Origin of the sequence: Hydrogenovibrio thermophilus (genome assembly GCF_004028275.1) — a bacterium.
GTDB lineage: Bacteria > Pseudomonadota > Gammaproteobacteria > Thiomicrospirales > Thiomicrospiraceae > Hydrogenovibrio > Hydrogenovibrio thermophilus.
On the sequence record NZ_CP035033.1, the window covers coordinates 952,774 to 978,355 of the forward strand.

The 25,582-nt window shown below is 51.2% G+C and carries 22 protein-coding genes; 8 read left to right on the forward strand and 14 right to left on the reverse strand.

Annotation, left to right across the window (positions count from 1 at the left end; translation table 11 throughout):
- Positions 1-55: 55 nt before the first annotated feature.
- From EPV75_RS04415 to EPV75_RS04425, 3 genes are all read right to left on the reverse strand, one after another.
- Positions 56-1,960 (reverse strand): 5'-nucleotidase C-terminal domain-containing protein, encoded by a 1,905-nt coding sequence (locus EPV75_RS04415; RefSeq protein ID WP_128384588.1) that lies wholly within the window; start codon positions 1,958-1,960, stop codon positions 56-58.
- 412 nt (positions 1,961-2,372) lie between these two features.
- Entirely contained in the window at positions 2,373-3,002 is a 630-nt protein-coding gene (locus EPV75_RS04420; RefSeq protein ID WP_128385623.1) for a response regulator transcription factor, read from the reverse strand.
- On the reverse strand, positions 3,002-5,359 hold the full coding sequence (locus EPV75_RS04425) for a sensor histidine kinase (protein WP_192894034.1): 2,358 nt from the start codon (positions 5,357-5,359) through the stop codon (positions 3,002-3,004). Before EPV75_RS04425 ends, EPV75_RS04420 begins: the two co-directional genes overlap by 1 nt.
- 285 nt (positions 5,360-5,644) lie before the next feature.
- On the opposite strand from EPV75_RS04425, the gene EPV75_RS04430 reads away from it, so the two are divergent.
- Both EPV75_RS04430 and EPV75_RS04435 read left to right on the forward strand, forming a co-directional pair.
- Positions 5,645-8,263, forward strand: coding sequence for a putative bifunctional diguanylate cyclase/phosphodiesterase (locus tag EPV75_RS04430; protein WP_225972392.1), 2,619 nt, complete (start codon positions 5,645-5,647; stop codon positions 8,261-8,263).
- An 18-nt stretch (positions 8,264-8,281) separates the two neighbouring features.
- Entirely contained in the window at positions 8,282-8,530 is a 249-nt protein-coding gene (locus EPV75_RS04435) for a DUF6868 family protein (protein WP_128384590.1), read from the forward strand.
- Between the two features lie 51 nt (positions 8,531-8,581).
- On the opposite strand, the gene EPV75_RS04440 is transcribed toward EPV75_RS04435, so the two are convergent.
- Positions 8,582-10,627 carry a methyl-accepting chemotaxis protein gene (locus EPV75_RS04440; protein WP_128384591.1) on the reverse strand — a complete coding sequence of 682 codons (2,046 nt, stop codon included), beginning with the start codon at positions 10,625-10,627 and terminating at the stop codon, positions 8,582-8,584.
- 169 nt (positions 10,628-10,796) lie between these two features.
- On the opposite strand from EPV75_RS04440, the gene EPV75_RS12220 reads away from it, so the two are divergent.
- Positions 10,797-10,934 carry a hypothetical protein gene (locus tag EPV75_RS12220; RefSeq protein WP_185748093.1) on the forward strand — a complete coding sequence of 46 codons (138 nt, stop codon included), beginning with the start codon at positions 10,797-10,799 and terminating at the stop codon, positions 10,932-10,934.
- A 26-nt stretch (positions 10,935-10,960) separates the two neighbouring features.
- Here EPV75_RS12220 and EPV75_RS04445 read toward each other — a convergent pair whose 3' ends face one another.
- From EPV75_RS04445 to EPV75_RS04455, 3 genes are all read right to left on the reverse strand, one after another.
- Complete coding sequence (locus EPV75_RS04445; RefSeq protein ID WP_128384592.1) at positions 10,961-12,343, reverse strand: DEAD/DEAH box helicase; 1,383 nt, start codon at positions 12,341-12,343, stop codon at positions 10,961-10,963.
- A gap of 367 nt (positions 12,344-12,710) precedes the next feature.
- A complete protein-coding gene (locus tag EPV75_RS04450; protein WP_029937625.1) occupies positions 12,711-13,313 on the reverse strand; it encodes a YceI family protein in 603 nt (200 codons plus the stop codon).
- 60 nt (positions 13,314-13,373) lie between these two features.
- Positions 13,374-13,928, reverse strand: coding sequence for a cytochrome b (locus tag EPV75_RS04455; protein ID WP_128384593.1), 555 nt, complete (start codon positions 13,926-13,928; stop codon positions 13,374-13,376).
- A gap of 134 nt (positions 13,929-14,062) precedes the next feature.
- Here EPV75_RS04455 and EPV75_RS04460 point away from each other — a divergent pair, with 134 nt between their 5' ends.
- Positions 14,063-15,007, forward strand: coding sequence for a LysR family transcriptional regulator (locus EPV75_RS04460; RefSeq protein ID WP_127119956.1), 945 nt, complete (start codon positions 14,063-14,065; stop codon positions 15,005-15,007).
- 31 nt (positions 15,008-15,038) lie between these two features.
- Here the strand turns inward: EPV75_RS04460 and EPV75_RS04465 are convergent, their stop codons facing one another.
- The 3 genes from EPV75_RS04465 to EPV75_RS04475 form a co-directional block, all read right to left on the reverse strand.
- On the reverse strand, positions 15,039-15,896 hold the full coding sequence (locus tag EPV75_RS04465) for a TIGR01777 family oxidoreductase (RefSeq protein WP_128384594.1): 858 nt from the start codon (positions 15,894-15,896) through the stop codon (positions 15,039-15,041).
- A gap of 5 nt (positions 15,897-15,901) precedes the next feature.
- Positions 15,902-17,236: a peptide-methionine (S)-S-oxide reductase MsrA gene (msrA, locus tag EPV75_RS04470; protein WP_128384595.1), complete on the reverse strand. Its 1,335-nt coding sequence runs from the start codon at positions 17,234-17,236 to the stop codon at positions 15,902-15,904.
- A 92-nt stretch (positions 17,237-17,328) separates the two neighbouring features.
- The gene (locus tag EPV75_RS04475; protein WP_225972393.1) at positions 17,329-17,877 is read right to left on the reverse strand and encodes a peroxiredoxin; all 549 of its coding nucleotides are present in this window, start codon (positions 17,875-17,877) and stop codon (positions 17,329-17,331) included.
- Between the two features lie 209 nt (positions 17,878-18,086).
- Between EPV75_RS04475 and EPV75_RS04480 the strand changes: the two genes are divergently transcribed.
- Positions 18,087-19,589 carry a sensor domain-containing diguanylate cyclase gene (locus EPV75_RS04480; RefSeq protein ID WP_128384596.1) on the forward strand — a complete coding sequence of 501 codons (1,503 nt, stop codon included), beginning with the start codon at positions 18,087-18,089 and terminating at the stop codon, positions 19,587-19,589.
- 8 nt (positions 19,590-19,597) lie between these two features.
- Here EPV75_RS04480 and EPV75_RS04485 read toward each other — a convergent pair whose 3' ends face one another.
- Positions 19,598-20,068: a hypothetical protein gene (locus tag EPV75_RS04485; protein WP_128384597.1), complete on the reverse strand. Its 471-nt coding sequence runs from the start codon at positions 20,066-20,068 to the stop codon at positions 19,598-19,600.
- Between the two features lie 16 nt (positions 20,069-20,084).
- Positions 20,085-20,534: a MarR family winged helix-turn-helix transcriptional regulator gene (locus tag EPV75_RS04490; protein WP_128384598.1), complete on the reverse strand. Its 450-nt coding sequence runs from the start codon at positions 20,532-20,534 to the stop codon at positions 20,085-20,087.
- Between the two features lie 242 nt (positions 20,535-20,776).
- On the opposite strand from EPV75_RS04490, the gene ygiD reads away from it, so the two are divergent.
- The 3 genes from ygiD (at position 20,777) to EPV75_RS04505 (ending at position 24,038) form a co-directional block, all read left to right on the forward strand.
- The gene (ygiD, locus tag EPV75_RS04495) at positions 20,777-21,610 is read left to right on the forward strand and encodes a 4,5-DOPA-extradiol-dioxygenase (RefSeq protein ID WP_225972394.1); all 834 of its coding nucleotides are present in this window, start codon (positions 20,777-20,779) and stop codon (positions 21,608-21,610) included.
- Between the two features lie 156 nt (positions 21,611-21,766).
- Positions 21,767-22,333 (forward strand): elongation factor P-like protein EfpL, encoded by a 567-nt coding sequence (gene efpL / locus EPV75_RS04500; RefSeq protein WP_029937637.1) that lies wholly within the window; start codon positions 21,767-21,769, stop codon positions 22,331-22,333.
- A 412-nt stretch (positions 22,334-22,745) separates the two neighbouring features.
- The gene (locus tag EPV75_RS04505; RefSeq protein WP_127119948.1) at positions 22,746-24,038 is read left to right on the forward strand and encodes an NAD(P)/FAD-dependent oxidoreductase; all 1,293 of its coding nucleotides are present in this window, start codon (positions 22,746-22,748) and stop codon (positions 24,036-24,038) included.
- A gap of 146 nt (positions 24,039-24,184) precedes the next feature.
- Here EPV75_RS04505 and EPV75_RS04510 read toward each other — a convergent pair whose 3' ends face one another.
- Together EPV75_RS04510 and EPV75_RS04515 are read right to left on the reverse strand one after the other, a co-directional pair.
- Positions 24,185-24,886 carry a hypothetical protein gene (locus EPV75_RS04510; RefSeq protein WP_128384599.1) on the reverse strand — a complete coding sequence of 234 codons (702 nt, stop codon included), beginning with the start codon at positions 24,884-24,886 and terminating at the stop codon, positions 24,185-24,187.
- A 3-nt stretch (positions 24,887-24,889) separates the two neighbouring features.
- A complete protein-coding gene (locus EPV75_RS04515) occupies positions 24,890-25,540 on the reverse strand; it encodes a DUF6475 domain-containing protein (protein ID WP_128384600.1) in 651 nt (216 codons plus the stop codon).
- Between the last annotated feature and the right edge of the window lie 42 nt (positions 25,541-25,582).

A 25,582-nucleotide genomic window follows, 5' to 3' on the forward strand; every position in this document is an offset into this window, starting at 1 on the left:
CAACGGTATCTTGAATCCAGTCTTGGAGGCCATCGTTGAAAATGGCGGCGGGTGATTAAATCAATTTGCCGGCATAATCTTCGATGCCCGGGTTATCGGCAATGCCTTTCAACGTCGGGTGATTGACTTTTTTAAGTTTCATGTCCGAACGCTGGCCGCGTAAGTGGTCGGCGACCACATCCCAGATCAAACGACCGTCACCGACTTCCTCCACTTGCCCCCAGCCAGCGACGGTGTAGGTTTTATTCGGTTCAATCGGTGTGCCGTCGTCCAGTTGCATATGGGTAATACGTTGGCCGAGCGAGGCCTTCGGTTTGCAGGTGTAATCCATGCCGCCGAGTCGAACCATGTCACCGCCGGATTGCAGGTAAGGGTCTTTCTGGAAAATGTTCTCACATACGCCTTCCAAGGTGTCTTTGATTTGCGCACCGGTCAATTCGGCTTTGTAGGTTTCCCCATAGGTCATGGAGGTTTCGTCCATCACGCGTTCCATGGTGATGGTTTCGCCCGCCAGCACCGAGGTGCCCCAGCGCACACCCGCGGACATGGCGATTTGGGTGTCGTGTTCTTCGCGCAGGGCGTTGACGATGATTTGGTCCCAAGTGCCCATAAAGTTACCGCGACGGTATAAGGTGTCTTCGGCCACGGCCAATTCTTCGCTGAGAATCTGCTCGTAGGTTTTGCCGAGGCGTTCCGGGTTATAGGCGTATTTTGGGTTACGCGATTCGACAATCGACTTGGTGTACTGCGTTTGACGCAGATTGGTGATGAACTGGTCCACACCGGCATCGGCCGCCAACTCGTTGGAGAAGACCGGCAGCAGGCGATAATGCATGCCGCGCAATTTGCCGTTTCGGATATCCAGGTCCATACAGCCGACGAACTTGCCGTTGGAACCGGCGTTGGTCACTTGGCAAACATGCCCGTCCGGAGCTTTCACCGGAATGGCTTTTGGAATGCCGTCGTGCGTGTGGCCACCGAAAATGGCGTCGATGCCGTTGACGCGTGATGCCATTTTGATGTCCACGTCCATGCCGTTATGAGAAATCATAATCACCGCCGCGACTTTTTCGTTTTCGCGGATGTGATTGACCGTTTCCTGCATGGAATCCTCCCGCAAACCGAAGGACCAATCCGGGAAGTTGGCGCGCGGGTTGGCGTTGGCGGTTCTCGGGAAGGCTTGGCCGATGACGGCGATACGTTCGCCGTTTACCACCTTGACGGTGTAAGGCTTGAACGGCAGGGCGCTGTCTTCGTCGTATAAACCGATGCCACCGTGTTTTTCGGTCATGTCACGATAGGCATCGCCGAACAGTGAATCTTCTTTGATGCGCATGTTCTGGGCCAGAAATTCGCCTTTGAATTTCTGAATATTGGTCAACACCTCGTCTTCATGATAGGTGAATTCCCAATGCCCGGTCATGATGTCCACGCCGATCAGGTTCGACGCTTCCACCATGTCTTGACCACGTGTCCAAAGCGCCGTGCCCGAACCGTGCCATAAATCTCCTCCATCCATTGTCAGGGTATTTTGCTGGCCACCCGCTTGCTCTCTGAGTTTGTCAAGTAGGGTTTTGAGATGGGCGAAGCCGCCCACTTTGCCATATTGTTCCGCCGCATCCTGAAAGTTCAGGAACGAAAACGCATGGGCCAAGGGTGTGTTGTCGGCAATGTTCAGTTCTTTCAGAAGTTTGTGGCCGACCACGTGTGGCAGTTGACCGTAAGCGGGACCGACGCCGAGGTTGACGTTGGGTTCGCGGAAATAAACCGGTTTCAATTGCGCATGGGAGTCGGTGATGTGCAAAATGCGAGCGGTGCCTTGCATGGGCACCTGATAGATGTCTTTTGAAATGGCCGTTCCTTTGGGTTGGGAAGACATCGCCAGGCCGGTGCCGGGTAATAGGCCTGCGGCGGCGGCCATGGACATAACGTGTAAAAACTCGCGTCGATTCAGAGACATGGATTGACTCTCCTTTGTTGAGGGCAATTCGGTTAACCTTTAGTGGATTCTGGCAACGCCAAATTCGTCAGATCAAGGCGTGAAGTTGCAGGAATGTCTAGACCTTGCAAGACTTCACAACGTGGAGGTGACCGAATTTGGCTAAGCCCCTTCGGGCGGAACTAGAAGACGACATCTTAGTTGTTGTGACTGGTAACTAAGGTCAGCGAGCCACGCCTAGAATATGCAGTCCTTTAGTTCCGCAGAATTTCACTAAGGATTAATCGAGTTGCCCTTTAATATTCACTTATGGGATTTGAAACTCAAAACCAGTTTACGAATTTCTCATGAAAACCATATTGGGAGGGTTCCTAAATCGATTAGGGTTTTCCCTAAGTTTTTGAAGATTGAGCCATTTTGGGTGGGAAAACGATTAGCTTTCCGATGATGGGACGGGGTGGTCTTTACCAGCTTCGATGGCGAGCCGAACCAGTTCGGTGACGGTTTTGACGTCGAGTTTCGACATTAGGTTCGCACGATGCACTTCGATGGTTTTGATGCTCAGGCACAATTGGTCGGCGATGATTTTATTGGGGTGACCTTGCAGGACGCCGGTCAATACTTGGGATTCGCGTTTGGAGAGCTGTTCGAAGCGGTTTTGCAAGGCATCGGTCTTTTCCTGATGTTTCTGCAAATCGTCGTAATGGTGAATCGCCAGTTGGATACGTTCCAGCATGTGTTGGTCGTTATAGGGTTTTTCGATGAAGTCGAAGGCGCCTTCTTTCATGGCACGAATCGCCATCGGCACGTCGGCATGACCGGTGACGATGATGACCGGAAAATCCGGGTCAATGTGTTTGATGGACTGATGCAGTTCCATGCCGTTCAGGCCGGGCATTCGTACGTCGAGCACCACGCAACCGGGCAGGCCTGGTGAAAATGCGTCCAAAAAGGCCTGGCCGTTTTCATACAGGCGGGTTTGCAGGTTGACCGATTCCAGCAACCATTCCAACGACTCCCGTACCAGACGATCGTCGTCCACAACATACACGCAAGGTTCCATCACGCGTTTTCCTCCGAAGTGTTTTTGCGAGCCTTCCCAGCTTCGCACAAGGGTAATTCAAACATAAATTGCGCGCCTTCGTGAGTGTTGCAGACGTGCAATTGGCCGTAATGCGCCTCGACGATGCTGCGGCAAATCGCCAGCCCCAGGCCCATGCCATCGGATTTCGAGGAATGGAAGGCATCGAAAACATGGGGCAAATCTTTTTCCGGAATACCGGGGCCGGTGTCGGACACCAGAATGCGCGCGGTATCGGTTTGAGGATGAATGTCAACCGATACACAGCCGTTTTCCTCGCACGCATCAATGGCGTTGCGAATCAAATTCAGCAAGACCTGTTCGATTTGAACCGGGTCGCCGACGACACAGACATCGCCCTGCAAGGATGGCGGAATCAATGTTACGGTATGTTGTTTGGCTTCCGAGTCCAGCAATGACAACACGCGTTTCAAAGTGGCATTGAGTTGGAAGGCTTCTTGGCGTCGTGCGCCGGTTTGCACGAATTCGCGCAGACGACGGATGATGTTGGTGGCGCGATCAAGGCTTTCCAAAGACCGGGTCAGGCCGGTTTTGAGATGTGACGGTTGGCTGTCGTCCAGACGTCTCAGGCTACCGCTGATGTAATTGGTGGCGGCGGTCAGCGGCTGGTTGATTTCATGCGCCAGACCGGAGGCCATTTCGCCGACGGTGAACAGGCGGGTGACTTTGCCGAGTTGGGTGCGATATTTGTCATGCTCGGTTTCGATGTCCTGACGCTCGATGCTGGAGCCAATCCATTGGGTGATGAGGCGCAATAACTCTTCGTCCACTTCGGCCAGTTGCCATTGTGCGATGTTCTGCCCCACGAACACCAGCACGCAGTGCGGTTGACCATTGACCTGTACGGTGAAAGTGATGACCTGGCCGGCGCAAGGCGTGTCGGAAAATTGCAGAATGGCTTGGCTTTTGAATTCCGGCAAGTGACTTTCCAGACACTGTTTCAGTTTGGACTCTTCGGGGATGTCCCCGTCGGAAACGCACAACGACAGCGCCGGGTGTGGGCCGTCGGGCAGTTTGTACAAAAACGCGGCGTCCATGCGGAAATGGCGGCGCGCCAATTGAATCAAACGCAACAGTTTTTCCGATTGGGGGAGACGAGTGTCGACGGAAATTTCGTAAACTCCTTGCAGCGCGGCGCGGCTGCGACGTAACGTATCTTCCACCTTTTCCCGGGCTTCGATGTCTTGTTCCAGCGCTTGGTTGACTTGCGAGAGTTCCACCGTGCGGTCGGCGACTTCTTTTTCCAGGTTGTCGCGGTGTTTGGCGAGTTCGGATTGGGAAACCGCCAGTTTCCGGTTGATGCGGCTCATGCGCGCGGAAAAAGCCGACAACATCAGAATCAATACCACAATCAAGCCGACGGCGAGGCCGTGTTCCTGCAAGATGGCCTTGAGACTGATCTGCTTGCTCGGCTCGTAAGGTGGCAGCTTCAGGGCGCGAAGCAAACCATGCACGGTGGTGAAGTCTTCGGCGCGGGTCCAGCCATAGTGCGGGTTATAGGTGCCGGGCGCGGTGCTTTTCGGCATGGCTTGCAGGGTGCGGGAAACCTGGCGGGCCAGCGCAATATCGGTGTGTGCCAATCGGATCATCGACCATTCCGGATAGAGAATGCTGCTGTGCAGCAACGGGTAAGGGCCGGTGTGCTGCGGGTGGATGACTTTGATTTGGTTGGCGGGCAGTTGGTTTTGGTCCAACAGCGATTCGATCAAACCGGAACGGATAATGCCGATATCGGCTTCTTCATTGATGATGGCGCGAATAATCGCTTCTTGAGACCCGTTGGTGAACAGCAGGTTGAAAAAGTCTTTTTTGGGGGCGATGCCGGCCAGTTGCAGTTCTCGCCAGATCATCTGGTAGCCGCCGAATTCCGACGGCGACACCGCCATGACGCTTTGACCCTTCAAGTCGGACAGGCGTTTCAGGTCACTGCGGTCGGCCCGGGTGATGAGTGCGGCACCGAAATGACTGTAAGGCCGAGTCTCATAACGGGTTTGCAGCGTGGCGATGGGGTGGACATCGTCGGTTTTTTCCAGCGCGACGATTTGCGACGGATTGGTGATGGCGAAATCGAGCTGTTGTTTGTTAATGGCGTGGGTCAGGCATTCCGGTCCCATGGATTTGATGACGAACTGGTGGTTGGGAATTTCTTTGGAAAGCCATTGTGCGGTCTTCGCCCAAAAGGCTTTGTCGGCTTCGGTATTGCGCAAATTCAACACGCCGATGTCGACGATGTCGGCCCGAACGGCGGACAACGGCATCAGCAGGGTGATGGCTAATAACCCGATTGAAATGCGTAATGGAAAGGGAGAGTGAAGCAAGAGGTTGGCCTTTTTAAAATGGTTCAATGTCGTCGTATTTGCTTTTTTTAGCATAGCTATTTTTTTCAGGACGGCAAGGTGGTTTTTGACCAGGCCTGGGCAGAATGCTGATTGATCGTGGCCCAAATCCAAGGATAGAAGCCGTTTATGTTGTTCTTAAAAATAATTGATTTAGCTTAAGTTTTATTTGATAGCTGGCGGGCATCTATTGCGTTATACTCGTTGCAAAATATACTACGTATTTTTGATAGAACAATTGATGAAACAAGATTGAACAGGCCCGATGTGAACCCACTGACTCCCCATAAAACCAAACACAAAAAGAACCTGAAACAGACCATGTTGGCAGGGGCGTTGATTACCGCTCTGGCGGTTTTCATCATCACCTTGTTTGCCGCATCACAGATTTTCACCCAGCGTTTCAGTGAGCAAAGCGTGGAAAACGCTGAAAGCCTGAGTCAGCTGTCGTTCGATAACATGTATCAGCTGATGAGCAAAGGTTGGAACCGTGAACAATTGCTGAAATTCCGCGCGGATTTGAAGCAGACTTACCAGGACCACGACATGACCTTTTCGATTTACCGTTCGGATATTGTCAATCGTCAATTTGGCTTTCTGGCGTCGGACGTGTCGGACAGCATGCAGCCGTTTTTTCAGGAAGTGTTGAAATCGAAGAAGCCGATGCAAATCAAACAGGACGAGTGGGTGCGCAGCTTCCGACCGTTGGTGGCGCAGAACGCCTGCCTGCAATGTCATACTCAAGCGAAGGTCGGGGATGTGCTGGGGGTTATGGGCATCGAGCAGAACATCGGGCAGGTGTTGAAGCCGGCTCGCAACGAATTTTTGGTTTGGATGCTGTTATTGATGCCGATTCCGGTGTTATTGGCACTGTGGGTGGGGCGACGTTTTTCGAAAAGCCTGTTGCGCAGTGTGCATGATTTGAACCAGCAGGTGGTGTCCATCAATCAAATCGACGATTTGAAGAAGTTGGCGCACGGCAAATCGGTGTTCGATTACACCGAGTTCGACCAGCTGAATGACAGCTTGAATCAACTGGGCGACAAGATTAAGAACATCGCCATTGACCGCGACATTCTCGACTTTGAAATCCAGTTGCTCGACAAACTGGTGCTGTCGTCGGAAATTGTCAAAGACTGGAAACAACACATCTGTTTGTTGATGGAGGAAATCAACCAGATTCTGCCGTTGTACACGTTGTTCGTGGTGTTTCGAACCGATGATGCTGAACAATATGTCATTGAAGTTTTCTGGTTGGGAAAACCGGAAAAAGCCATTGAAAAAGAACTGGAAGTGCATGCCAAGCAAATTCTCAGCGAAGTGTCGATTTTCGAACAGGGCTCGGTCTTCAAGGTCAATCACAGCTATGCCACCAAAGAGCCGCTGGCGGTTGAGAACCGCATCCAGACGCAAAGCAAGAGTTTGATTCTGGATACGCCGAAAATCGGCGGAGTGGTCGGTTTGGGGGTTAAGACTTTCCCGCCGAAAGATTCCTCCCGTTCCGTGGTGGTGGAAAGTATTTTGACGACTTTGGTCAACGTCATTGGTTCCATCAAGGCCATCAATAAATTCACCAAGGAGCTGGAATATTACGCCACGCGCGACCCGTTGACGCATTTGTTCAATCAGCGGGTGTTTCATGAGATGTTGGCCTATGAGGTGGGGCGTGCACACCGTCATCATTACGATTTCGGTTTGATGTTATTGGACTTCGATAATTTCAAATTGATTAACGACCAGTTCGGTCATGCGTTTGGCGATGAAGTGTTGCAGCAGTTCGCCTTGGCGGCCAAAAATGCTTTGCGGGAAGGGGATATTTTCGCACGTTACGGAGGGGATGAATTCTGTGTGATTTTCCCGGAAACCGGTTTCGCGGAAGTGCAGGAACTGGCGCACAAGGTACTGGACGCGACACACGGCATCGAATTGCTGGCACCGAGCGGCCAGCCGGTACACATTACCTGTTCCATCGGTATCAGTATGTATCCGGATCATGCACACGACAAGGAAGATTTGTTCATGGTGGCGGACAACATGTTGTACCGTGCCAAGGGTAGCGGCAAAAATGCCATTTCGTATCCGCAGGAAGCCGATTTGGTGGAGGTATACAAGGAATCCAACGACCAGAGTCTGTTCATCATGAAAGCGCTGGAAACCGGCGAACCGATCGAACCGAATTATCAGCCGATTGTCAGTATGGAAACCGGCGAAATCGAAGTGCATGAACTTTTGATGCGGTTGCGCCAAGATGACGAACTCATCAGCGCCGGGCGCTTTATTGAAACCGCCGAACACATGGGCTTGGTGAATCAGATGGACATGATTCTGATCGATAAAGCCTTGGCGGATGCCAACCGTTCCGGTTATGAGGGTGTGTTGTTCATTAACCTGTCGCCGAAAGCGATTGTGGCCAGTGAGTTCATTCAACGGATTCAGGATTTGACTGAAAGCTATCAAATTGACCACGAACGCATCGTGTTTGAAATCACCGAACGTGAGACAGTGCATAATGTCGCCTTGCTGGAGAAGTTCGTGCGTGAACTGCGCTCGGAAGGCTTCCGCTTCGCCATTGACGATTTCGGTTCCGGCTTTTCGTCTTTCCAATATTTGAAGCGCTTCCCGGTGGATTTCATTAAGATCGAAGGCGAGTTCATCAACAATATGTCCAAAAACGAGATTGACTTGGCGTTTGTGGAAAGCGCGGTGTCGATGGCGAAATCCCTCGGCATTGAAACCATTGCGGAATTCATCGAGAACGAGGAAACCCTCGACTTAGTCAAAAGCCTGGGCATTGATTATGCGCAGGGCTATTTGTTGGCCACGCCGCAACCGGATTTTTCCAAACAGTTGGATGCGGACATCAAAACACGGATTCAAACCCTTTAAAACAACAGGAGAGACGTGATGGCGTTGGCGACGATACAAGCGTTTTTGGGCTGGAGTGTGCTGTTGAATTGGGCGGTGTTGATTGTATGGGCGGCGATGTTTATTGGCGCCCACGATGTGATTTATCGCTTGCATACCCGATGGTTCGAGTTGGATCGGGCCGCGTTTGACCGTATTCACTATATCGGGATGGCGATTTATAAGCTGGCGATTATTTTGTTTTGCCTGGTGCCGTATTTATCGCTGTTGATTCTGCAAAGCCGTTAAGGGCAAAAACCGCCAGGCCTGGCGGTTTTTACAAACAGTTCGGTTCAAGGGTTAGTCGATTTTGTTGTCGGCACCGGTCTCGTCGCTTAAGTGTGGTACCGAATCGCCGCTGACTTTGAAGAAGTCCACCTGGCGGCTCATCTGATAGGCCGCTTCTTTCATTTGCTGCGCGTTCTGCGCGGTTTGCTCCACAATCAAAGCATTTTGCTGGGTGTCTTTGTCCAGGCTGACAATGGCCTGGTTGATGTGCTCCACCGCCTTGGCCTGTTCTTCGGACGAGGTGGTGATTTCGGAAATGATGCTGGTCACTTTGGTGATGACTTCGTTGATTTCACTCAACGATTCCTTGGATTGATTGACGTAATCCGCGCCTTCGTGGATTTTTTGCACGCTGTCTTCAATCAGGGTTTTGATTTGGCGGGCGGCATCAGCCGATTTTTGCGCCAGGTTGCGCACTTCACCGGCGACCACCGCAAAACCACGCCCGTGCTCGCCGGCACGTGCTGCTTCCACGGCGGCGTTCAGGGCTAAGAGGTTGGTCTGGAAAGCGATGCTGTCAATCAGGGTGATGATGTCGGCAATCTGGTTGCTGGATTTGGTGATCTGATCCATCGACTGAACCGCCACTTCATTGATTTGAGCGCCTTTGTGGGCTTTTTCCTGCGCTTGACGCGCCAGGGCATTGGCATTGCGGGCCGAATCGGTGTTCTGGCGGACGGTGGCGGTGATTTCTTCCGTCGAGGCGGAGGTTTCTTCCAGCGTGGCGGCTTGGTTCTGGGTTTTTTCCGAGAAAGCCATGGCGCTTTGAGCCAGTTCTTCCGACATGCGGGAAACGCTTTCGGCACTGTGGTTAATCTGCAAAATGGTGGTGCCGACTTTGTCACAGGTGGTGTGCAGTGCGGAATCCAGGCGTTTGAGGTCTCCGGTCAATTGAATGTCGCTTTTCGGGTCGTAGTTCCCGGAAGCCTGACGACTCAATGCTTCGGAAATATGAGTGATGGCTTCTTCCACCGAGTCCAGTGACTGGTTGATATTGTGTTCCAGTTTTTCGAATTCGCCTTTGACGTCGATGCTGATGCGGCGGTCGAATTTACCGGTGCTCATTTCCGACATCACCAGGTTGATTTCTTCAAAGGACAGTTTCAACGAGTTTACCACCGACTCGGTGTTTTCCAGAATGTGTTTGAAGCGTCCTTCCAGCCCGTTGATGGTTTGGACATCGAACACGCCCTTCATTTCGGTGTGAATCGAGACATCGGTATTGCCGCGAGCGACGTTGGCCATGACCGATTGAATTTCTTCAATGGTGTTGGCGAGAAACTGAATATGGTGGTTGAAGTCGGCGGAAATGCGACCGATTTCATCGTTCCCGCGGATGGAAATGGTTTGTGACAGGTCGCCGTCGTTACTGACCCGCTGCATGATTGAGGACATTTCTTTCAACGGACGGTTAATGGCGTTGAAGACCCAATAGGCGACCCCGATACTGATGGCGATTAAAAACGCCAGAATCGCGAAATGGCTGATGAGTGTGGCGTAGAAGGCTTCGTTGACGTCGTCAATGTAAATCCCGGTGCCGAGAATCCAATTCCAGCCGGGAATTTCTTTCACGAACGACATTTTCGGTACCGGTACGGTTTGGTTGGGCTTGGTCCAGAAGTATTCCACATAGCCCTGACCGGATTTTTCGGCGGTTTTGGCCATATTGACGAACAGCAAATTGCCTTTTTTGTCTTTGTATTCGCTCAGGTCGGAACCGTCCAGGCTGGGTTTCAACGGGTGCATGATCATGTTGGGATGAAAGTCGTTAATCCAGACGTAGTTGTTGCCATCGTAGCGAAACGAACTGACGATGTCCTTGGCCTCTTTCTGGGCGGCCTCCATCGTGAGCTTGCCTTCTTTGACCTGGTTCTGCAGGGCATGGATTTGCGATGAAATCCCGGTGATGATGGTTTCCACGCGCTCTTTTTTGGCATCCATCATGATTTGTTTTTCGGTGATGCTGTCGTAGATGGTGATGAATGACATCCCGACCAGGGTCACCAATACTAACAAGATGAGTTTTGCTTTAATCGTCAGATTCATTAAACCGTTCATTTGCCTGCCTCTATTACTCTGTCTTGGGTGTGCGTAATTTTTAGTATGTTGTTTTTATTAGGTTTTTTTGGGTCGCTAAAAGTTTAATTTATTAATGTTTATAAGGTTTTTCGTCACTTTCTTTATAGCGCAACTATTTTTGGAAAACAAAGCCTTTCGGTGTTTTTGAGTGAAAAAAATCGTTTTAAGTCAAAATGTTACAGAGATGTCATCTTTTTGGTTCGAGTTTGGAGGTGACGGTAAAAATGGAAGCGGGAATGGTTTTTATTCAGAAAAGGTCAAAAACGCCCAGGCCTGGGCGTTTTGAAAGCGTTTAAATCATTAATTGATGAATCAATGCTGGGTGTTTTTGGGGGAACGGTTTGGCCGTTTTCCGGATGGGTTTTGGCCGGAACGATTTTGAGACGGCTTACGGTTGGACGCGGGTTTGCGTCTTCGGGAAGGCGCCGGTTTTTTGTTGGATGGGGTGTCGTTTGTAGCACCTTCATTCGCTGTTTGGCCTTGAGGAGCGTTGGGTTTTTTGGGCTTCTTCGGTTTTTTTGGCTTTTTCGGACGGTGGTTCAAACGGGTTTCCGGCAAGTCGGTTTCGGGTTCAAAACCGTCTTCAATATGACGTGGAATTTGTTTTTGAATCAGGTTTTCGATGTCGGAGAGTTGTTTGATTTCGTCGGCGCTGACCAGTGAAATGGCTTGCCCGGTCGCGCCGGCGCGTCCGGTACGCCCAATGCGGTGAACGTAGTCTTCGGCCACATTGGGCAGGTCGAAATTGATCACTTGCGGCAATTGATCGATGTCCAGCCCGCGTGCGGCGATGTCGGTGGCGACCAGTACCTGAATCTTGCCGTCTTTGAACTCGCTCAAGGCGCGTGTTCGGGCGGCCTGGCTTTTGTTGCCGTGAATGGCAGCGGCGCGGATGCCTTTGGTTTCCAGCTGACGAGTTAAGCGGTTCGCACCGTGTTTGGTGCGCGAGAAGACCAATACTTGAAACCACTTATGTTCTTGAATTAAATGAACCAGCAGAGCGGATTTACGGTTTTTATCGACTGGGTAAACTTGTTGGGTGACGGTTTCGGCGGTGGAGTTGCGGGGTGTGACAGAAATTTCCACCGGGTTGGTAACGAAGCTTTGCGCCAGCTTCCGAATCTCATCGGAGAAAGTGGCGGAGAATAATAGGTTCTGACGGTCTTTCGGTAACAGACGTGCAATCCGTTTCAAGTCGTGAATGAAGCCCATGTCGAGCATCCGGTCGGCTTCATCCAATACCAGTATTTCCAATTGATCGAATTTGACGGCGTTTTGGCTGTGCAAGTCGAGCAGACGGCCGGGCGTGGCAATCAGAATGTCCACGCCACCGCGCAGGCGCATCATTTGCGGATTGATTTTGACGCCGCCGAATACCACGGTGGATTTGAGCGGTAAATGTTGGCCGTAAGTGGCCACGCTGTCGGCGACTTGTGCCGCCAGTTCACGTGTGGGGGTCAGAATCAAAGCGCGCGCTTGGTTGGCTTTAGGAGACGGCCCTTTTGATAAGCGTTCCAATATCGGCAACGTAAAGCCGGCGGTTTTGCCGGTGCCGGTTTGGGCGGCGGCCATGACGTCGCGGCCCTCCAGTACGACAGGGATGGCTTGCTGCTGAATCGGGGAGGGCGTTTCATAGCCTTGCTGTTGAATGGCGTCAAGAATGGGGGCGGATAAACCAAGGGCGTTAAAGCTCATAAAAGATGGATCTCATAAGGGTTGCGTAAGGCGTTGTTTCGGTCAAACAGAGTCAAACAGAAATGAATCGAGGCATTTGCATCGAAAAGGGAACCTAGCTTACCCTAATTTGAGGAATAAAGCGATGTTTAGTTCGATGGCGCTTTGATTGGGAAAGTATTAAGTTGTTGATTATCGGGGAGATACAAAAGTCACCAGGCCTGGTGAAAAGGTTACGTGTTGCGGTGATGGGTTGTTGAAGGCGATAAAAAATCCGCTGGTTCGGGGGAAGCCAGCGGTAACGTCTTAGGAGACTCTTTTATGTATTATTCGATTCGATTAAAGCTTGTAACGTGGCTCTCTAAAGAAAGTCTTTACGATAAAGCCCTTACTGACGAACGCCTTCCAAGTTGAGCTGGAAATAGACTTCCGTGGAGGCCGGCCCGAGGTTATACGTAATGCCATAATCCGCCAGTTTGATTAAGGTGGTTCCGGTGAACCCGGCACGGTAGCCGCCCCAAGGGTCTTTACCTTCGCCGACTTTGCTGGCTTGGATTTCAATCGGTTTGGTGACGCCGTGTAATGTCAGGTCACCTTTGACGGTCAGAGTTTTGTCGGCGTTTTCGGTGATTTCCGTACTGACGAAGGTCGCTTTCGGGAATTTCTTCACGTCCAAGAAGTCACCGCTGCGCAAGTGCTTGTCGCGCTCGGCATGGTTGGTGTTGACACTGTCGGTGTCGATGCTGACATCCACTTTACTGTTGGATGGCTTTTCGGAATCGTACACGAAAGTGCCGCCAAACTGGTCGAAACGACCGGTCAACCAGCTGTAGCCCAAGTGTTGGATTTTAAAATTCACCGAGGCGTGCATGCCTTTGGTGTCGATTTGATAATTGGCCGGTGCGGCGACAGCCGTAGCCGACAGCCCCAGAGAGGCGATGGAAAGGCCGGTGGCCAGGAAAGTGCGTTTAAGCCAAGTTAGGGTGTTCATAAGGATTCTCCTTTCAAGAGTGTTTTAAGATAAAGTTGTGTTGGATGGTTAATAAAGTCGTCATTCGTCGGTGGCTTTCAGCATGCGTTTCAAGGTGACGTCTTTGTCGATGAAATGATGCTTCAGCGCCGCCAGCATGTGTAAGCCTGCCAGTGCGATTAAGGTAACGGCAATCCAATAATGGAATTCGCCGGCAATATCGGCCTGGTTTTCAATGCCCAGCGGATAGGCCGGCACCGTAAACCAGTTGAATACGTCGATGCCGTGACCTTCAGCGGTGGAAATAAAATACCCGCTCACGCCCAAGGCGAACACCAGCAGGTACAACAGTGCATGGGCGCTGTGGGCCGCGAAGGTGACGAACCGGGAATGATTGGCCGGTGGTTTTGGGGTTGGATTGCCCCAGCGCCACACCAGACGCAACGCCATTAGGCCGATCAACAGCACACCGAGGCTTTTATGGATCGCCGGGGCGTCGTGATACCAGGGGCTGTAAAAGCTCAGGTCCACCATCCACAGGCCGAGTGCAAACAAGCCGATGATGCCCACGGCAATCACCCAATGCAGTGCGATGCTGATCCAGCCATAGCCTGAAAAACTGTTGGTTAATTTCATGTGTCTGCCTTTGTGTCGGGTTCGTGTTTGTATTGCGTTTCAACGTTATGAATAGCGTACATTTTTGTTGTATGGTTTAGAATGGTTAAATAATAAAAAGACTTTTTCCAAATAAAGAACAATCGAGCAGGCTTATGAAAAACCGTCACGACAGTTTGGAAGGCATCAGTACCTTTGTGCAGGTGGTGGAATCCGGCAGTTTTACCGAAGCGGCGTCGGTGTTGGGGCATTCGGTGTCGTATATCAGTAAGGAAGTCACCCGTTTGGAAGAGCGGCTGGGCGCACGCTTGTTGAATCGCACCACCCGCAGTTTGAGTTTGACCGACATCGGACGGGTCTATTTCGAAAAAACACGCGGCCTCTTGATGGAAGCGCGTGAAGCCGAAATGAGCATCGACACCTTGCAGCAAAAGCCGGTGGGGCGTTTGAAAGTGAGTTTGCCGGCCAGTTTCGGCCAATCGCACCTATTGCCGGTGGTGGCGACGTATATGCAGCGTTATCCGGACATCAAACTCAATGTGGATTTCAGCAGTCGTCTGGTGGATTTGGCTGGCGAAGGTTTTGACCTGGCGGTGCGGATGGGAGAGTCGAAGGATTCCAACCTGATTAGCCGCAAAATACTCTCGTTTCGAATGATTACGGTGGCCACGCAAGCGTATCTCGACGAACACGGTACACCGCAGCACCCGAATGACTTACGCACGCATCAGGCGGTGAAGTACCTGTATAACCAGGTGCCGATTACCTGGGAATATGTGAATGAAAAAGGCGAGGTCATCAATGTCGATATCGGGCATATTGCCGAAACCAATAACCTGCAGATGCAGCAGACGTTGGTCAGTGCCGGCGTCGGCATCGGGCGTTTGCCGGAATTTCTCTGTCAGCCTTTGATTGAGCAGGGTGAACTGGTTGAGGTGTTGGCCGAATACGAACTGCCGCCTCATGGTGTGTATGCGGTGTTTCCGCATCGTCACTATTTGTCGGCCAAGGTTCGCGCTTTTGTGGATTTATTGACCGAACATTTCAGCCCGAAAGGTAAAAAGGCGGCTATAAAATCGTCGTCATCCATTCACGAGTAAAACACGCCTTATGACCAGGCCTGGCGGTTTTTCAGAAAAGGTTTTCAAGTGCCTTATCAAGCGTTGGGTATTGGAAGCGGAACCCGGCTTTGGTCAATTGGGTGGGCACCACGGCTTGGCTGACGGTGAGCACCTGCGCGCCGTCGCCGAGCAGTAACCACAGTTGCCAGCGGAAAACCGGCAACCAGAAAGGGCGGTGTAGCTGGCGGGCCAGTTGGCGGCCGAATTCGGCCTGCGAAACCGGTTGCGGGCTGGTGAGGTTGAAGGTGCCGTGCATCTCCGGATGGTCGAGCGCAAATAAAAAACCTTGTGCCAGGTCATCGATGTGGACCCAGGAAAAACATTGCTGGCCACCGGCAATGGGGCCGCCCAGCCCCAGTTTAAACGCGGGCAACATCTTCTTCAAAGCGCCGCCATGCGCGGCCAGGACCACTCCGAATCGAAAGGTGACCAGCCGTTCCGGCGCAGCGAGTTGTTGTGTGGCTTTTTCCCAGGCCTGGACCAAATCGCCGAAAGCGTTCTGTCCGGCGTCGGTGTGGGATTCGTCCATGGGATGGTCGCAATCGGATTCCGGATAAAAGCCGATGGCGGAGGCGGCGATGACGCGCTTCGGTGGCTCATCCAGCGATTGCAGCACGTCGGCCAAGCGTTGGTTTAAATCCACGCGGCTGGACCAGATGCGTTTTTGGTGTGTGGCGGTCCAACGCTGGCCGATATTCGCACCGCTCAATTGAATCAGACAATCGAGGCCATTGAGTTCGGAAGCCAGATCAAATTCCGGATCGAACGCCTCATGGCCATAAGCCTTGACGGCATGCCCGCCTTGTTCGAGTCGCGGTTTTAAATAGGAACCAACCAGGCCGGTGCCGCCCAGAATTACGATGCGCATGCGGATTACTCCGTGTTGTTTGCGTTATTTTCCGGAGGGTCCGGTACGAATTTCAGCACATTGCCGTTGATGCAGTAGCGCTTATGGCTCGGCGGCGGGCCGTCATTGAACACGTGGCCTAAGTGGATGCCGGAACTGGCACTGCGGACTTCAATGCGGTGCATGCCGTGGCTGAAATCTTCATGTTCGGTGATGGCGCCTTCTACCGGGTTGAAAAAGCTTGGCCAGCCGGAGCCGCTCTCGAATTTGGTATCGCTGCGGAACAACGCCGCACCGGTGATGGGGTCCACAAAGGTGCCGGGGCGTTTTTCATCGAGATGCGACCCGGTAAAGGCTTGTTCGGTGCCTTGTTCAAAGGCGATACGTCGTTGTTCCGGTGTCAGCAAACGGAAGCCGATCCATTTCCAGAAACGGGCTTTGTCACCGTTGTAGCCGGTGAAACGTGAGACTTCTTTGCCATCTTCAAACAACACGATGGTCGGTGTCGCAAACAGGCTTTTCTCCAGTGTCCAACCTTCCGGTGGGTTTGGATTTAACGTGGTGGTCACGTCCACATCGGTTTGCCAGTCGTCGAGGATTTCCGCTTTGAATTGCTTACAGAAAGCACAGTCTTCAGCCTCGAACACCACCAGCTGACGCGTTTGGTTGAGGTCGCTGCCTTGCAAACGCGGTGCGGACGGTTCGCTTTTCGGCATCGGTGACTTACCGTCGCCGGGGTATTTCACCCCGGTTCCGCCCAGGCCGCAGTAGCCATTGGGATTTTTCTGCAAATAGTTCTGGTGGTATTCCTCGGCGGTGATGTAGTTATGAAGTGGCGCGATTTCGGTGGTGATTTTCGAGTAACCGGCTTGAGTCAGAGCGGTTTGATAAGCCGCTTCGGTTTGTTTGGCGATGGCGGTTTGGGCGTCGTTATGGGTGTAGATGGCACTGCGGTAATTGGTGCCGACATCGTTGCCCTGGCGGTCGCCTTGAGTTGGATCATGATTTTCCCAAAAATGAATCAGAATGGTTTCCAGGTCGACTGTTTGAGGGTCGAAGGTCACCTTGACGACTTCCGCATGATTGCGTTGGTCGGTTTTACCGTAACGGATTTCTTTTTCCAGGCCGAGTACGTCGTAATAACCGGCGTTTTCGGCATCGCCGCCGGCGTAGCCGCTTTCGACGTCAATCACGCCGGGAATTTCGCTCATGCGTTTTTCGGCACCCCAGAAACAACCCATTCCCAGAACGATGTAATCCGTGTTTTCGGCGGTTGGTGTGTTCATTTCCGGCTCCTTGGCACAGGCACTCACCGACAGGGTGGCGGCGAGAGCCAGTAGAGTTAACAGTTTGCGTAACATGGCGGTTCCTTTTTCTGTATCCGTTTACTCATTAGACCGCGGCAAGCGTGAAATCTTTCCCCGGATTCATTGAGGAACCCTGACGAATGAATTTAAGGTGACCCTTCCTGCAACGTTTTCAAATCCTTTAATACGATGGCGACGTGCGCTTCCGGGTCGACATCACGATAAATTCTAACGATTTTTCCATTCGGGTTGATGATGAAACTGTGACGTTTCGCCAGTTTGAATAAAAAATAGTCGCCGAGCGAACCATATTGTTCGGCCACTTTGCCGTCCGGGTCGGACAGCAGGTTAAACGGCAGTTGGTGTTTTTCGGCAAAGGCTTGGTGGCTGGCGGAATCGTCCAGGCTGACACCGAGAATCACCGCCTGACGTTGAATCAAGCGGTTGATATTGTCGCGAAAACTACAGGCTTCGGTGGTGCAGCCGGGCGTGTCGTCTTTTGGATAAAAATACAAGACGACCCATTGACCCCGGTAATCCGATAAACGGACAGTGTCGCCTTTTTGATTGGTTAAGGCGAAATCCGGTGCACTTTCGCCGACGGCGAGTGACGCACTCCAAGCGAAAGGAGTGAAACAAAACGCCAGGAAAAGCATTGTCAGGGGTGTCCAGTAAAGCGCGAATCGTGGTGTCATCCGATGGCCTCTTTGTAATCGGTAGGAATGAATATAGGTTCCATCTTACAGGTTCGGTGGCCGCTGTAAAGAGGAGAAGTGGGTCATAATGGGAGCAAGGGGACATAATGGTTTTTTGTTCGCGATGAGACAAAAATTGTTATACTTAAAACCACGAATGATTTGAAGCGTTTGAAACGTTTTTCAATTTAAAATCAAAGGGTTTGGCGATGATCAAAGCAAGGGTGAATCCCAATTCCGGATGGCATTGGGTGTATTACTGGGCCATTGCCTTGATAGGCGCGGGCGCCCTGTGTTTTCAATTGTATGTCGGGGTTGAGCAAACCGAAAAACGTTTCGACCAGAAAATTCAAACCCTGTCGGAAGGCGTGCGCGGTTCCTTTTACGATATGGAACGTCACCTGAAGGAAAGTTATAACTTTCTGTTATTGCACTATGGTCAAAACCCGCAATTGACTGAGTTGGTTCACCCGCAAAACCGCCAGGCGCTCTACGATTTTCTCAAACCGGAATACGATGCGATGCGGCAGTTGCAACCGAATCTGTTCGTCATGCATTTTATCGACCCCAATAATGTCACCATCCTACGGATGCACCGTCCTGAGTTCGCTGGTGATGATTTAACGGAAGTGCGCCCGATTGTGGTGGCCGTCAATCAAAGCCGTAAACAGGCCAGTGGCTTTGAAACCGGCCGTAATGGGTTTGCGTATCGCATCACCAGTCCGTTGTTTGACGCCGATAAACATTATCTCGGCGTATTGGAATTCGGTGTACGCCCGGAATATTTCATCCATCGTCTGAATCATCAGTTTGCCATTAAATCGCAGGTACTGGTCAAGTCCGAGAAATTGCAGCCCTTGGAACACAAAGCAACGTATCCGATTGTCGGTGACTATTCAGTGGTTTATACCGATCCGATTTTCAACCATCTGCCCGTGGACGAAAACAAAGTTTCTCAACTGATACACCGGCATGATCGGACCTATCTGGTGGTGACCGGTGTGCATCTCGGGTCTTTTGATGGTGAGCCGGTCGCCAAGTTTCAGATGCTGGAAGACATCACCGACTTCTATCAAACCCATTTGCGAAACCTTTGGGGGCAAATCATTTTAGGTGGCTCGGCCTTGCTGGTGTTCCTGGTATTGCTGTATCTGATCTTGCGCAGTTACAGCCGTCGCTTGGTGGCCACCTTGGATGAAATCGATGTGTTGCAGCACAAAAACAAAGTGATTAAACATGCCAGCGAAGTGGATGAATTGACCAAGGCCTATAATCGCCGTTATTTCAATAAGCAGTTGTATTGGTTGATTCAGCAGCTTGACCGTCGAGAACCGGTGTCGATTTTGTTTTACGACATTGACCATTTCAAGAAAATCAACGACACCCACGGTCATTTGGTGGGAGACGAGATTCTCAAAGGCTTGACGCGTTTTGTGCGCAACCATATTCGGTCCGACGACGATTTGATTCGGTGGGGCGGTGAAGAATTCGCGGTGATTCTGCGTAAAGTGGGATTGCGTGAAGCGGTTGAAAAGGCCGAAGCTTTACGCCTCGGTGTTGAACAGATTACCTGGACGCATGACATCAAATTCACCATCAGTATCAGTGTGGTTCAACTGCACGCTCAGCACACACCTAAAGACGTACAGGGACAGTTGGACAAGCTGCTGTATCAAGCCAAGCAATCCGGACGTAATCGCGTCGAACACTGAGGCATTCTTTACAAACGTTTTTCCGTAGCGGGGACATTGTTTTGATTGGTATCCGGTCGGCTTAACCGTCGACCGTCGCGGGCATTCAATGTCATGAGATAAAAATTGACCAGGCCTGCGGTCAACTCCAGCATTTGAACACCGTAAAACAGTTCGTCGAACTCACCGATATCCGCTTTGTGGGCGAGAAACACCGCCGACGGTAACAGAATCAGCAGGCCGTTCAATGCAATGATGGGCATGCGTTTCAGTTTGCGGTCAACCAACGGATTAAGGCGACCGCAACTCAAGCGAAAACCGCTGATTCCGGCGGTGATGATTGACGGAATTAAAATCGCCATGCCATAGAGAATAAACGTTTTGACGGCTTGAATGTCAGCCGGATTCCCCAGTGTTTCCGACACAAGAGTGCTGCTCCAAAAAATCAAAATTAAACACCAGGCCAAGCTGGCGCTGGTAATGTGTATCCATCGTGTCATGACGTGCTCCTTTACGTTAACCCGGCGGTGTTTCATGTAAGTCTTTCAGTTTTTCCAATACCATGAGCGTTGTGTGCAGATCGGTTGCGGAAAATGCGTGTTCGATGTCTTCCAGGTGGGTATACCAACGGTTCTGTATTTGGTGATAACGTGCTTCGCCTTCGTCGGTGAGCCGGTAAAGCGGAGAGCGCTTGTTCATCGGGTTGGGGTGTTTTTCCACCAGGGCTTCGGCTTCCAACAGGTTCAATTGTTTCAACGCGCCTTGGCGGGTGACGCCCATACTGTTCGCCATTTGTGGGGCCGTCATCGGATGGTCGGAAAATATCAGGGCGCCCAGCATTTGCCACCGTGCACTGGTGAGATCGAATTGCCCGGTCAAACCGTCTCCCCAATGAAGCAGTTGCCCGTTGGCGCGAAAAATCTGAATAACGGTATCGGTAATGAGCGTTTGTTTGCTGTTCGGCATGTGGCCTCCTAAATGCCATATTGACAACTAGTTTACATAATGAAAACTAGTTGTCAATATGGGCGGTATTTTGGGATCTATATGTCAATAATGGCTTTAAGGTGAGGGTTATTAAGTCTTATTTGGAAAGACTGTTGTGCCGAATAGCCACTTTATTCCGGTGTCGTTTTTTGGCGTAATAGGCTCAACTAAACATCACTCAACATAACTCCATAAACCCAGAAAATATTTCGAGAAAGCCCATGAGTCACTATTCCTTGCAAACCCTGATGAACTATTTAAGTCGGTTCGAAAAAACGCCGCAAACCATGCCGGTTTTGTTTATTGGGCATGGCAATCCGATGAATGCGGTCACGCAAAACGATTTCACCCGTAATTGGCAAGCCATCGGTCAGGCATTACCCAAACCGAAAGCGATTTTATCGATTTCGGCACATTGGATTACGCCGGGCAAAACCCAGGTGTTGACGACGGCCAAACCGGAAACCATTCACGATTTTTATGGGTTTCCACCCGTCTTGTTCGAGCAACACTATCCGAGTGATGGCGCGCCGGCCTTGGCCGAACAGACCCAACAGCTGGCACCCGACACTGTGAGTCTGACCGACGACTGGGGCTTGGATCACGGAACCTGGTCGGTGTTGTTGTCGATGTTTCCGAAGGCGGAGGTGCCGGTGTATCAACTCAGTATCGACTACCGAAAACCGCCGGCGTTTCATTATGAATTGGCGGCGCGCTTGAAGGACTTGCGCGAGCGGGGCGTTCTGGTCATGGCCAGCGGAAATGTGGTGCATAACCTGTCGCAGGTGCAATGGCAGGAAAAGCCCGCTTTTGACTGGGCGTTGGAATTCAATGAACGGGTCAAGGCGGCGGTGTCGGATCGGGATGATGCGACTTTGATTGATTTCAAAGGCTTCGGTACCTTGGGCAAACAGGCGCATCCGACCTATGATCACTATCTACCGCTTTTGTACAGCCTCGGTCTTCGCAATGCTCAGGATGAAGTGTATTTCTTCAATGATGTTATCGACATGAGCTCGGTGTCGATGCTGTCGTTCGTGTATTTACCGAATTAACTAAAAACCACCAGGCCTGGTGGTTTTGGTGGTTCCAGTTCGATTTGACGTTCTTTTTAGTTGTCGCTCGAGTATTCGAGAAAATATAATGCTGGAAACTCGCCGTGATTGTTACATTGAAATCGGCGGCGAATCCAAAAAGAGTGAAAATGAAATATGCCAAAAGCGAATGAACTGAAAAAAGGCATGGTGGTTGAGATCAACGACCAGCCGTATGTGGTGAAAACCGTCGATTGCAAAAGCCCGTCATCACGTGGTGCGGCGACTTTGTATAAAGTGCGTTTCAATAACGTTAAAACCGGCCAGAAGTTGGACGAATCCTTCAAGGGCGACGACTTTTTAAAAGAGCTCGATTGCCAGCGGGTGCCGGTGCAGTTCAGTTACATGGACGGTGAAAACTATGTGTTCATGAACTTGCAGGACTTTTCGCAATATACGTTGTCGCCGGAAGACTTGGAAGGCCAAACCGGGTATTTGTATGAAGCGCTGGAAGGGATTGAAGCCTTGGTGCTGGACGAACAGGTGATTGCGATTGAATTGCCGATTGCCGTCGCACTGGAAATTGTCGAGACGGCGCCGGGCATGAAAAGTGCATCCGCCACCAGCCGAACCAAACCGGCGACTTTGAGTACCGGCTTGGAAATCCAGATTCCGGAATACATCGAACCGGGTGAAACCGTAAAGGTGAACTCCGAGACCGGCAAGTACATGAGTCGCGCTTAATCCGCTGAAAATACCGTCGACCGTCTTCGAAATTTTTTATATTAGAGTTTGCTTAAAAAGTGTTGATTTAGAACGATTTTTTTGCAAACTTCTTGCACAATTCTGCTTTCGCATTGTTTTTTCTATCTTTTTATCTGCACATTTCGGTCTGATCTTGATTTCACAAAACCGTTTATTTCCTTTGCATTGATAGGGTTTATTCAGCATAAATAAAAACTATTTGCATCTAAAATGGCGCCAAGGCTAAGTTGTTTATCGTATCTTTTTGAAATTTGAAACTGTTTGAAAAGGTGCGAACGTTTGGTTGCGCACGATAAGCACTTTAGACAAGGCGTTGCGTCTCAACCCTCATCCCGCGCCTGTTGAATCGGCCAGCGGGAAACATAACCATAATCAAAGAGGAAAACGGTATATGAAACGAAGAGACCTGTTAAAACTGGGCGCCCTGGCGGGCGCCAGCTTACTCACCGGTTGCAGTACGGCCGCCGCAGTCCGTTCCGGACCGGCTTCGGCTGGGCGAGTGGTCGTGGTCGGTGGTGGGCCGGGCGGTATTTCCGCCGCTCAGAACATCAAGAAAGCCAATCCGAATATTGAGGTGACGCTGGTCGAAAAGAACGCCGATTATTCAACCTGCTTCGGCAGTAACTGGGTGCTGGGCGGAATTGTCGGCATCGACGACATTACGTTCAATTATAAGACGCTGCAGCAAAAGCACGGCATCAACGTTGTGCACGATGAAGTCATCGGTGTCGATCCGGACAAGCAGTTGGTGCGTTTGGCCATGGCCTCGAAACCGTTGGCTTATGACCGCTTGGTGGTCTCGCCAGGCATTTCGTTCAAGTGGGATACCATCGAAGGGTTGGACGAATCGACGGCGTATCAAGTGCCGCATGCCTGGAAAGCGGGTTACCAAACGTTGATTTTGAAATCTCAGTTGCAGGCGATGCCCGACAATGGTGTGATGGTGATGGCGGCGCCGCCGAATCCGTTCCGTTGCCCTCCCGGGCCTTATGAGCGTGCCAGTATGATTGCGACCTTCATGAAGGCACATAAACCGAAAGCGAAATTGATCATTCTGGATTCAAAAGACAAGTTCTCGAAACAAGGTATGTTCACCGCTGGTTGGGAAGAATATTACGGTTATGGTTCGGATGATGCAATGATTGAATGGGTCTCAAAATCGAACGGCGGTGAAGTGACTCGTGTGGACCCGAAAACCAAGGAAGTGGTCACCGCCAATGGTCAGACGATTAAAGCGGATGTGGTGAATTACATTCCGTCGCAAACCGCGAACACGACGGCGAAACGCATGGGCTTGACCGATGCGTCCGGCTGGTGTCCGGTGAATCAGGAAACGTTTGAATCCACTTTGGTGCCGAACATTCATGTGTTGGGGGACGCCAGTGTGGCCAGTCCGATGCCGAAGTCCGGTTTCTCGGCGAATTCGCAAGGCATGGTGTGCGGAGCGGCTGTTGCCGCTTTGTTGGCCGGTCATCAGCCGAATGCCAATGCGACGATGGGGAATCAGTGTTATTCATTGGTGACGCCGGATTACGGCATTTCCGTGGCGGCAGGTTATAAGTTAGAACAAAGCAAAATCGTTAAAACCAGCGGTGGTCTCTTCCCGAAAGACGGCAGTTTTGCCAAGGAAGCGCGTTCGGCGCACGGTTGGTATGCCGGGATTACCGGTTCTTTGTTCAAGTAGACTCGCGAGCTTCCTAAGCCACGCTTTCCGTGTTCGGAAAGCGTTTTCAACACCCGCTTCGGCGGGTTTTTTTAGGCGTGAAAAATGTCGAGAAACCGCCAGGCCTGGCGGTTTTTGATAATGGGGATACGTCGTGGCCGGGCGGGTTATTCGTGGGTGATTTTCACCGACTGATAGAGTTGCGGGTCTTGCGCTTTCTTTTTCAACCAGTTGTTGGCGGCACTTTGCACGGAGCGCTCAATGGCGGCGCGTTTGCCGGTGCCGGGTTGGCCCGGCTGGTTTTGCACCTTGTCTTTGGTGTTGCTGACCCAAAAGCGCCAATAAGCCACCAAGTCGCTGTTCCAGAAACGGTCCGGATTGGCGGCGACATAATGCAGGAATTTATCGAAGCTGGCGCTGGCCGCTTCCGGTGACAAGCCTTCCTCTTCGGCGTATTGCAACATGGCTTGACTGTTTTCTCGAATCAGTTGACTGAGTTTTTTGTTCAGAATCGAGTCGGTGCTTTGGAAGCGCTTGAGGTGTTTCTTAAGGTTGTCGTCCATCAAAGCCTCGCTCACCGGCAGTTGCGCATCGGCGGGCAGGGTCAAACCGGTTTGTTCCTGATAGGCTTTCGGGTTGATCTGGAAGATGCAGTAGTCGTCCAGATTGCGTTTTACCTGAATGATTTGCCGTTCTTCCAGTTTCAACAATACTTTATAAAGTACTTCGTCACGCCAGAAAGCAAAGAGCTTTTCCAGTTCGTCGGTTTTAATCGGTGATTGGGTGTAATTGTATTGTAGCCAGCCGAGAAAAATCGCTTCATGCATGGAAAGCTTTTCCGCCACTTCGGTTTCAAAACGAATATTCATGCTTTATCCTGCGGATTGCTCGGTCAACTGACGCGCCAGCTTTTGCGATGTGCGACTGATCGTAATCAGTTTGTCGGGGCTGGTGAGGTGTTTCATGACTTCGCGCGCCTTTTTCGGGTCGCCGATTAAAACCGGCGGGGCCTTTTTCGCGCCTTCGATTTTTGAATTCTGGGCATTGATGATGCCAGTCAATTCTACCGGCGGTTGATTCTGGGCCGAGGTGCCGTACATGGCGCGGTAAGTGTTTTTGAATTCATTGGCTTTAAAGACCAGCGATTTTTCGTCCGGAATGTCGCAAATGGCCATCCAGCCGCCCATTTTATGAATGATGTGATGAATCAGCGGATCGTGAAACACCACGTCTTGATAGGCGCCGACTTTGCGAATGGCGGTTTCCACTTCGTTCCAGGCACGCAAGGCGTTGTCTTGGGTGCCGCCTTTGCAGTGTTTGATAATGTCGGAGACTTTCGGCCACCACTTGCCTTCTTCCGGGTGTTGCATGTGGGCGTTGAACGCTTCCTGAACCTGTTCGATGGAATAGTCTTTCAGTCCGTTCCAGTACATTTCAAACGTAAGGTCGGTTAAGTCCTTTTCGTAATAAGCGAAAACCCAGCTGAGGATTTTCGAGAACTTTTCCATGTCTTGTACTTGCATAGGCGTTCCTGAGCGAATTCCGGTGTCAATGACGGTTTTGGT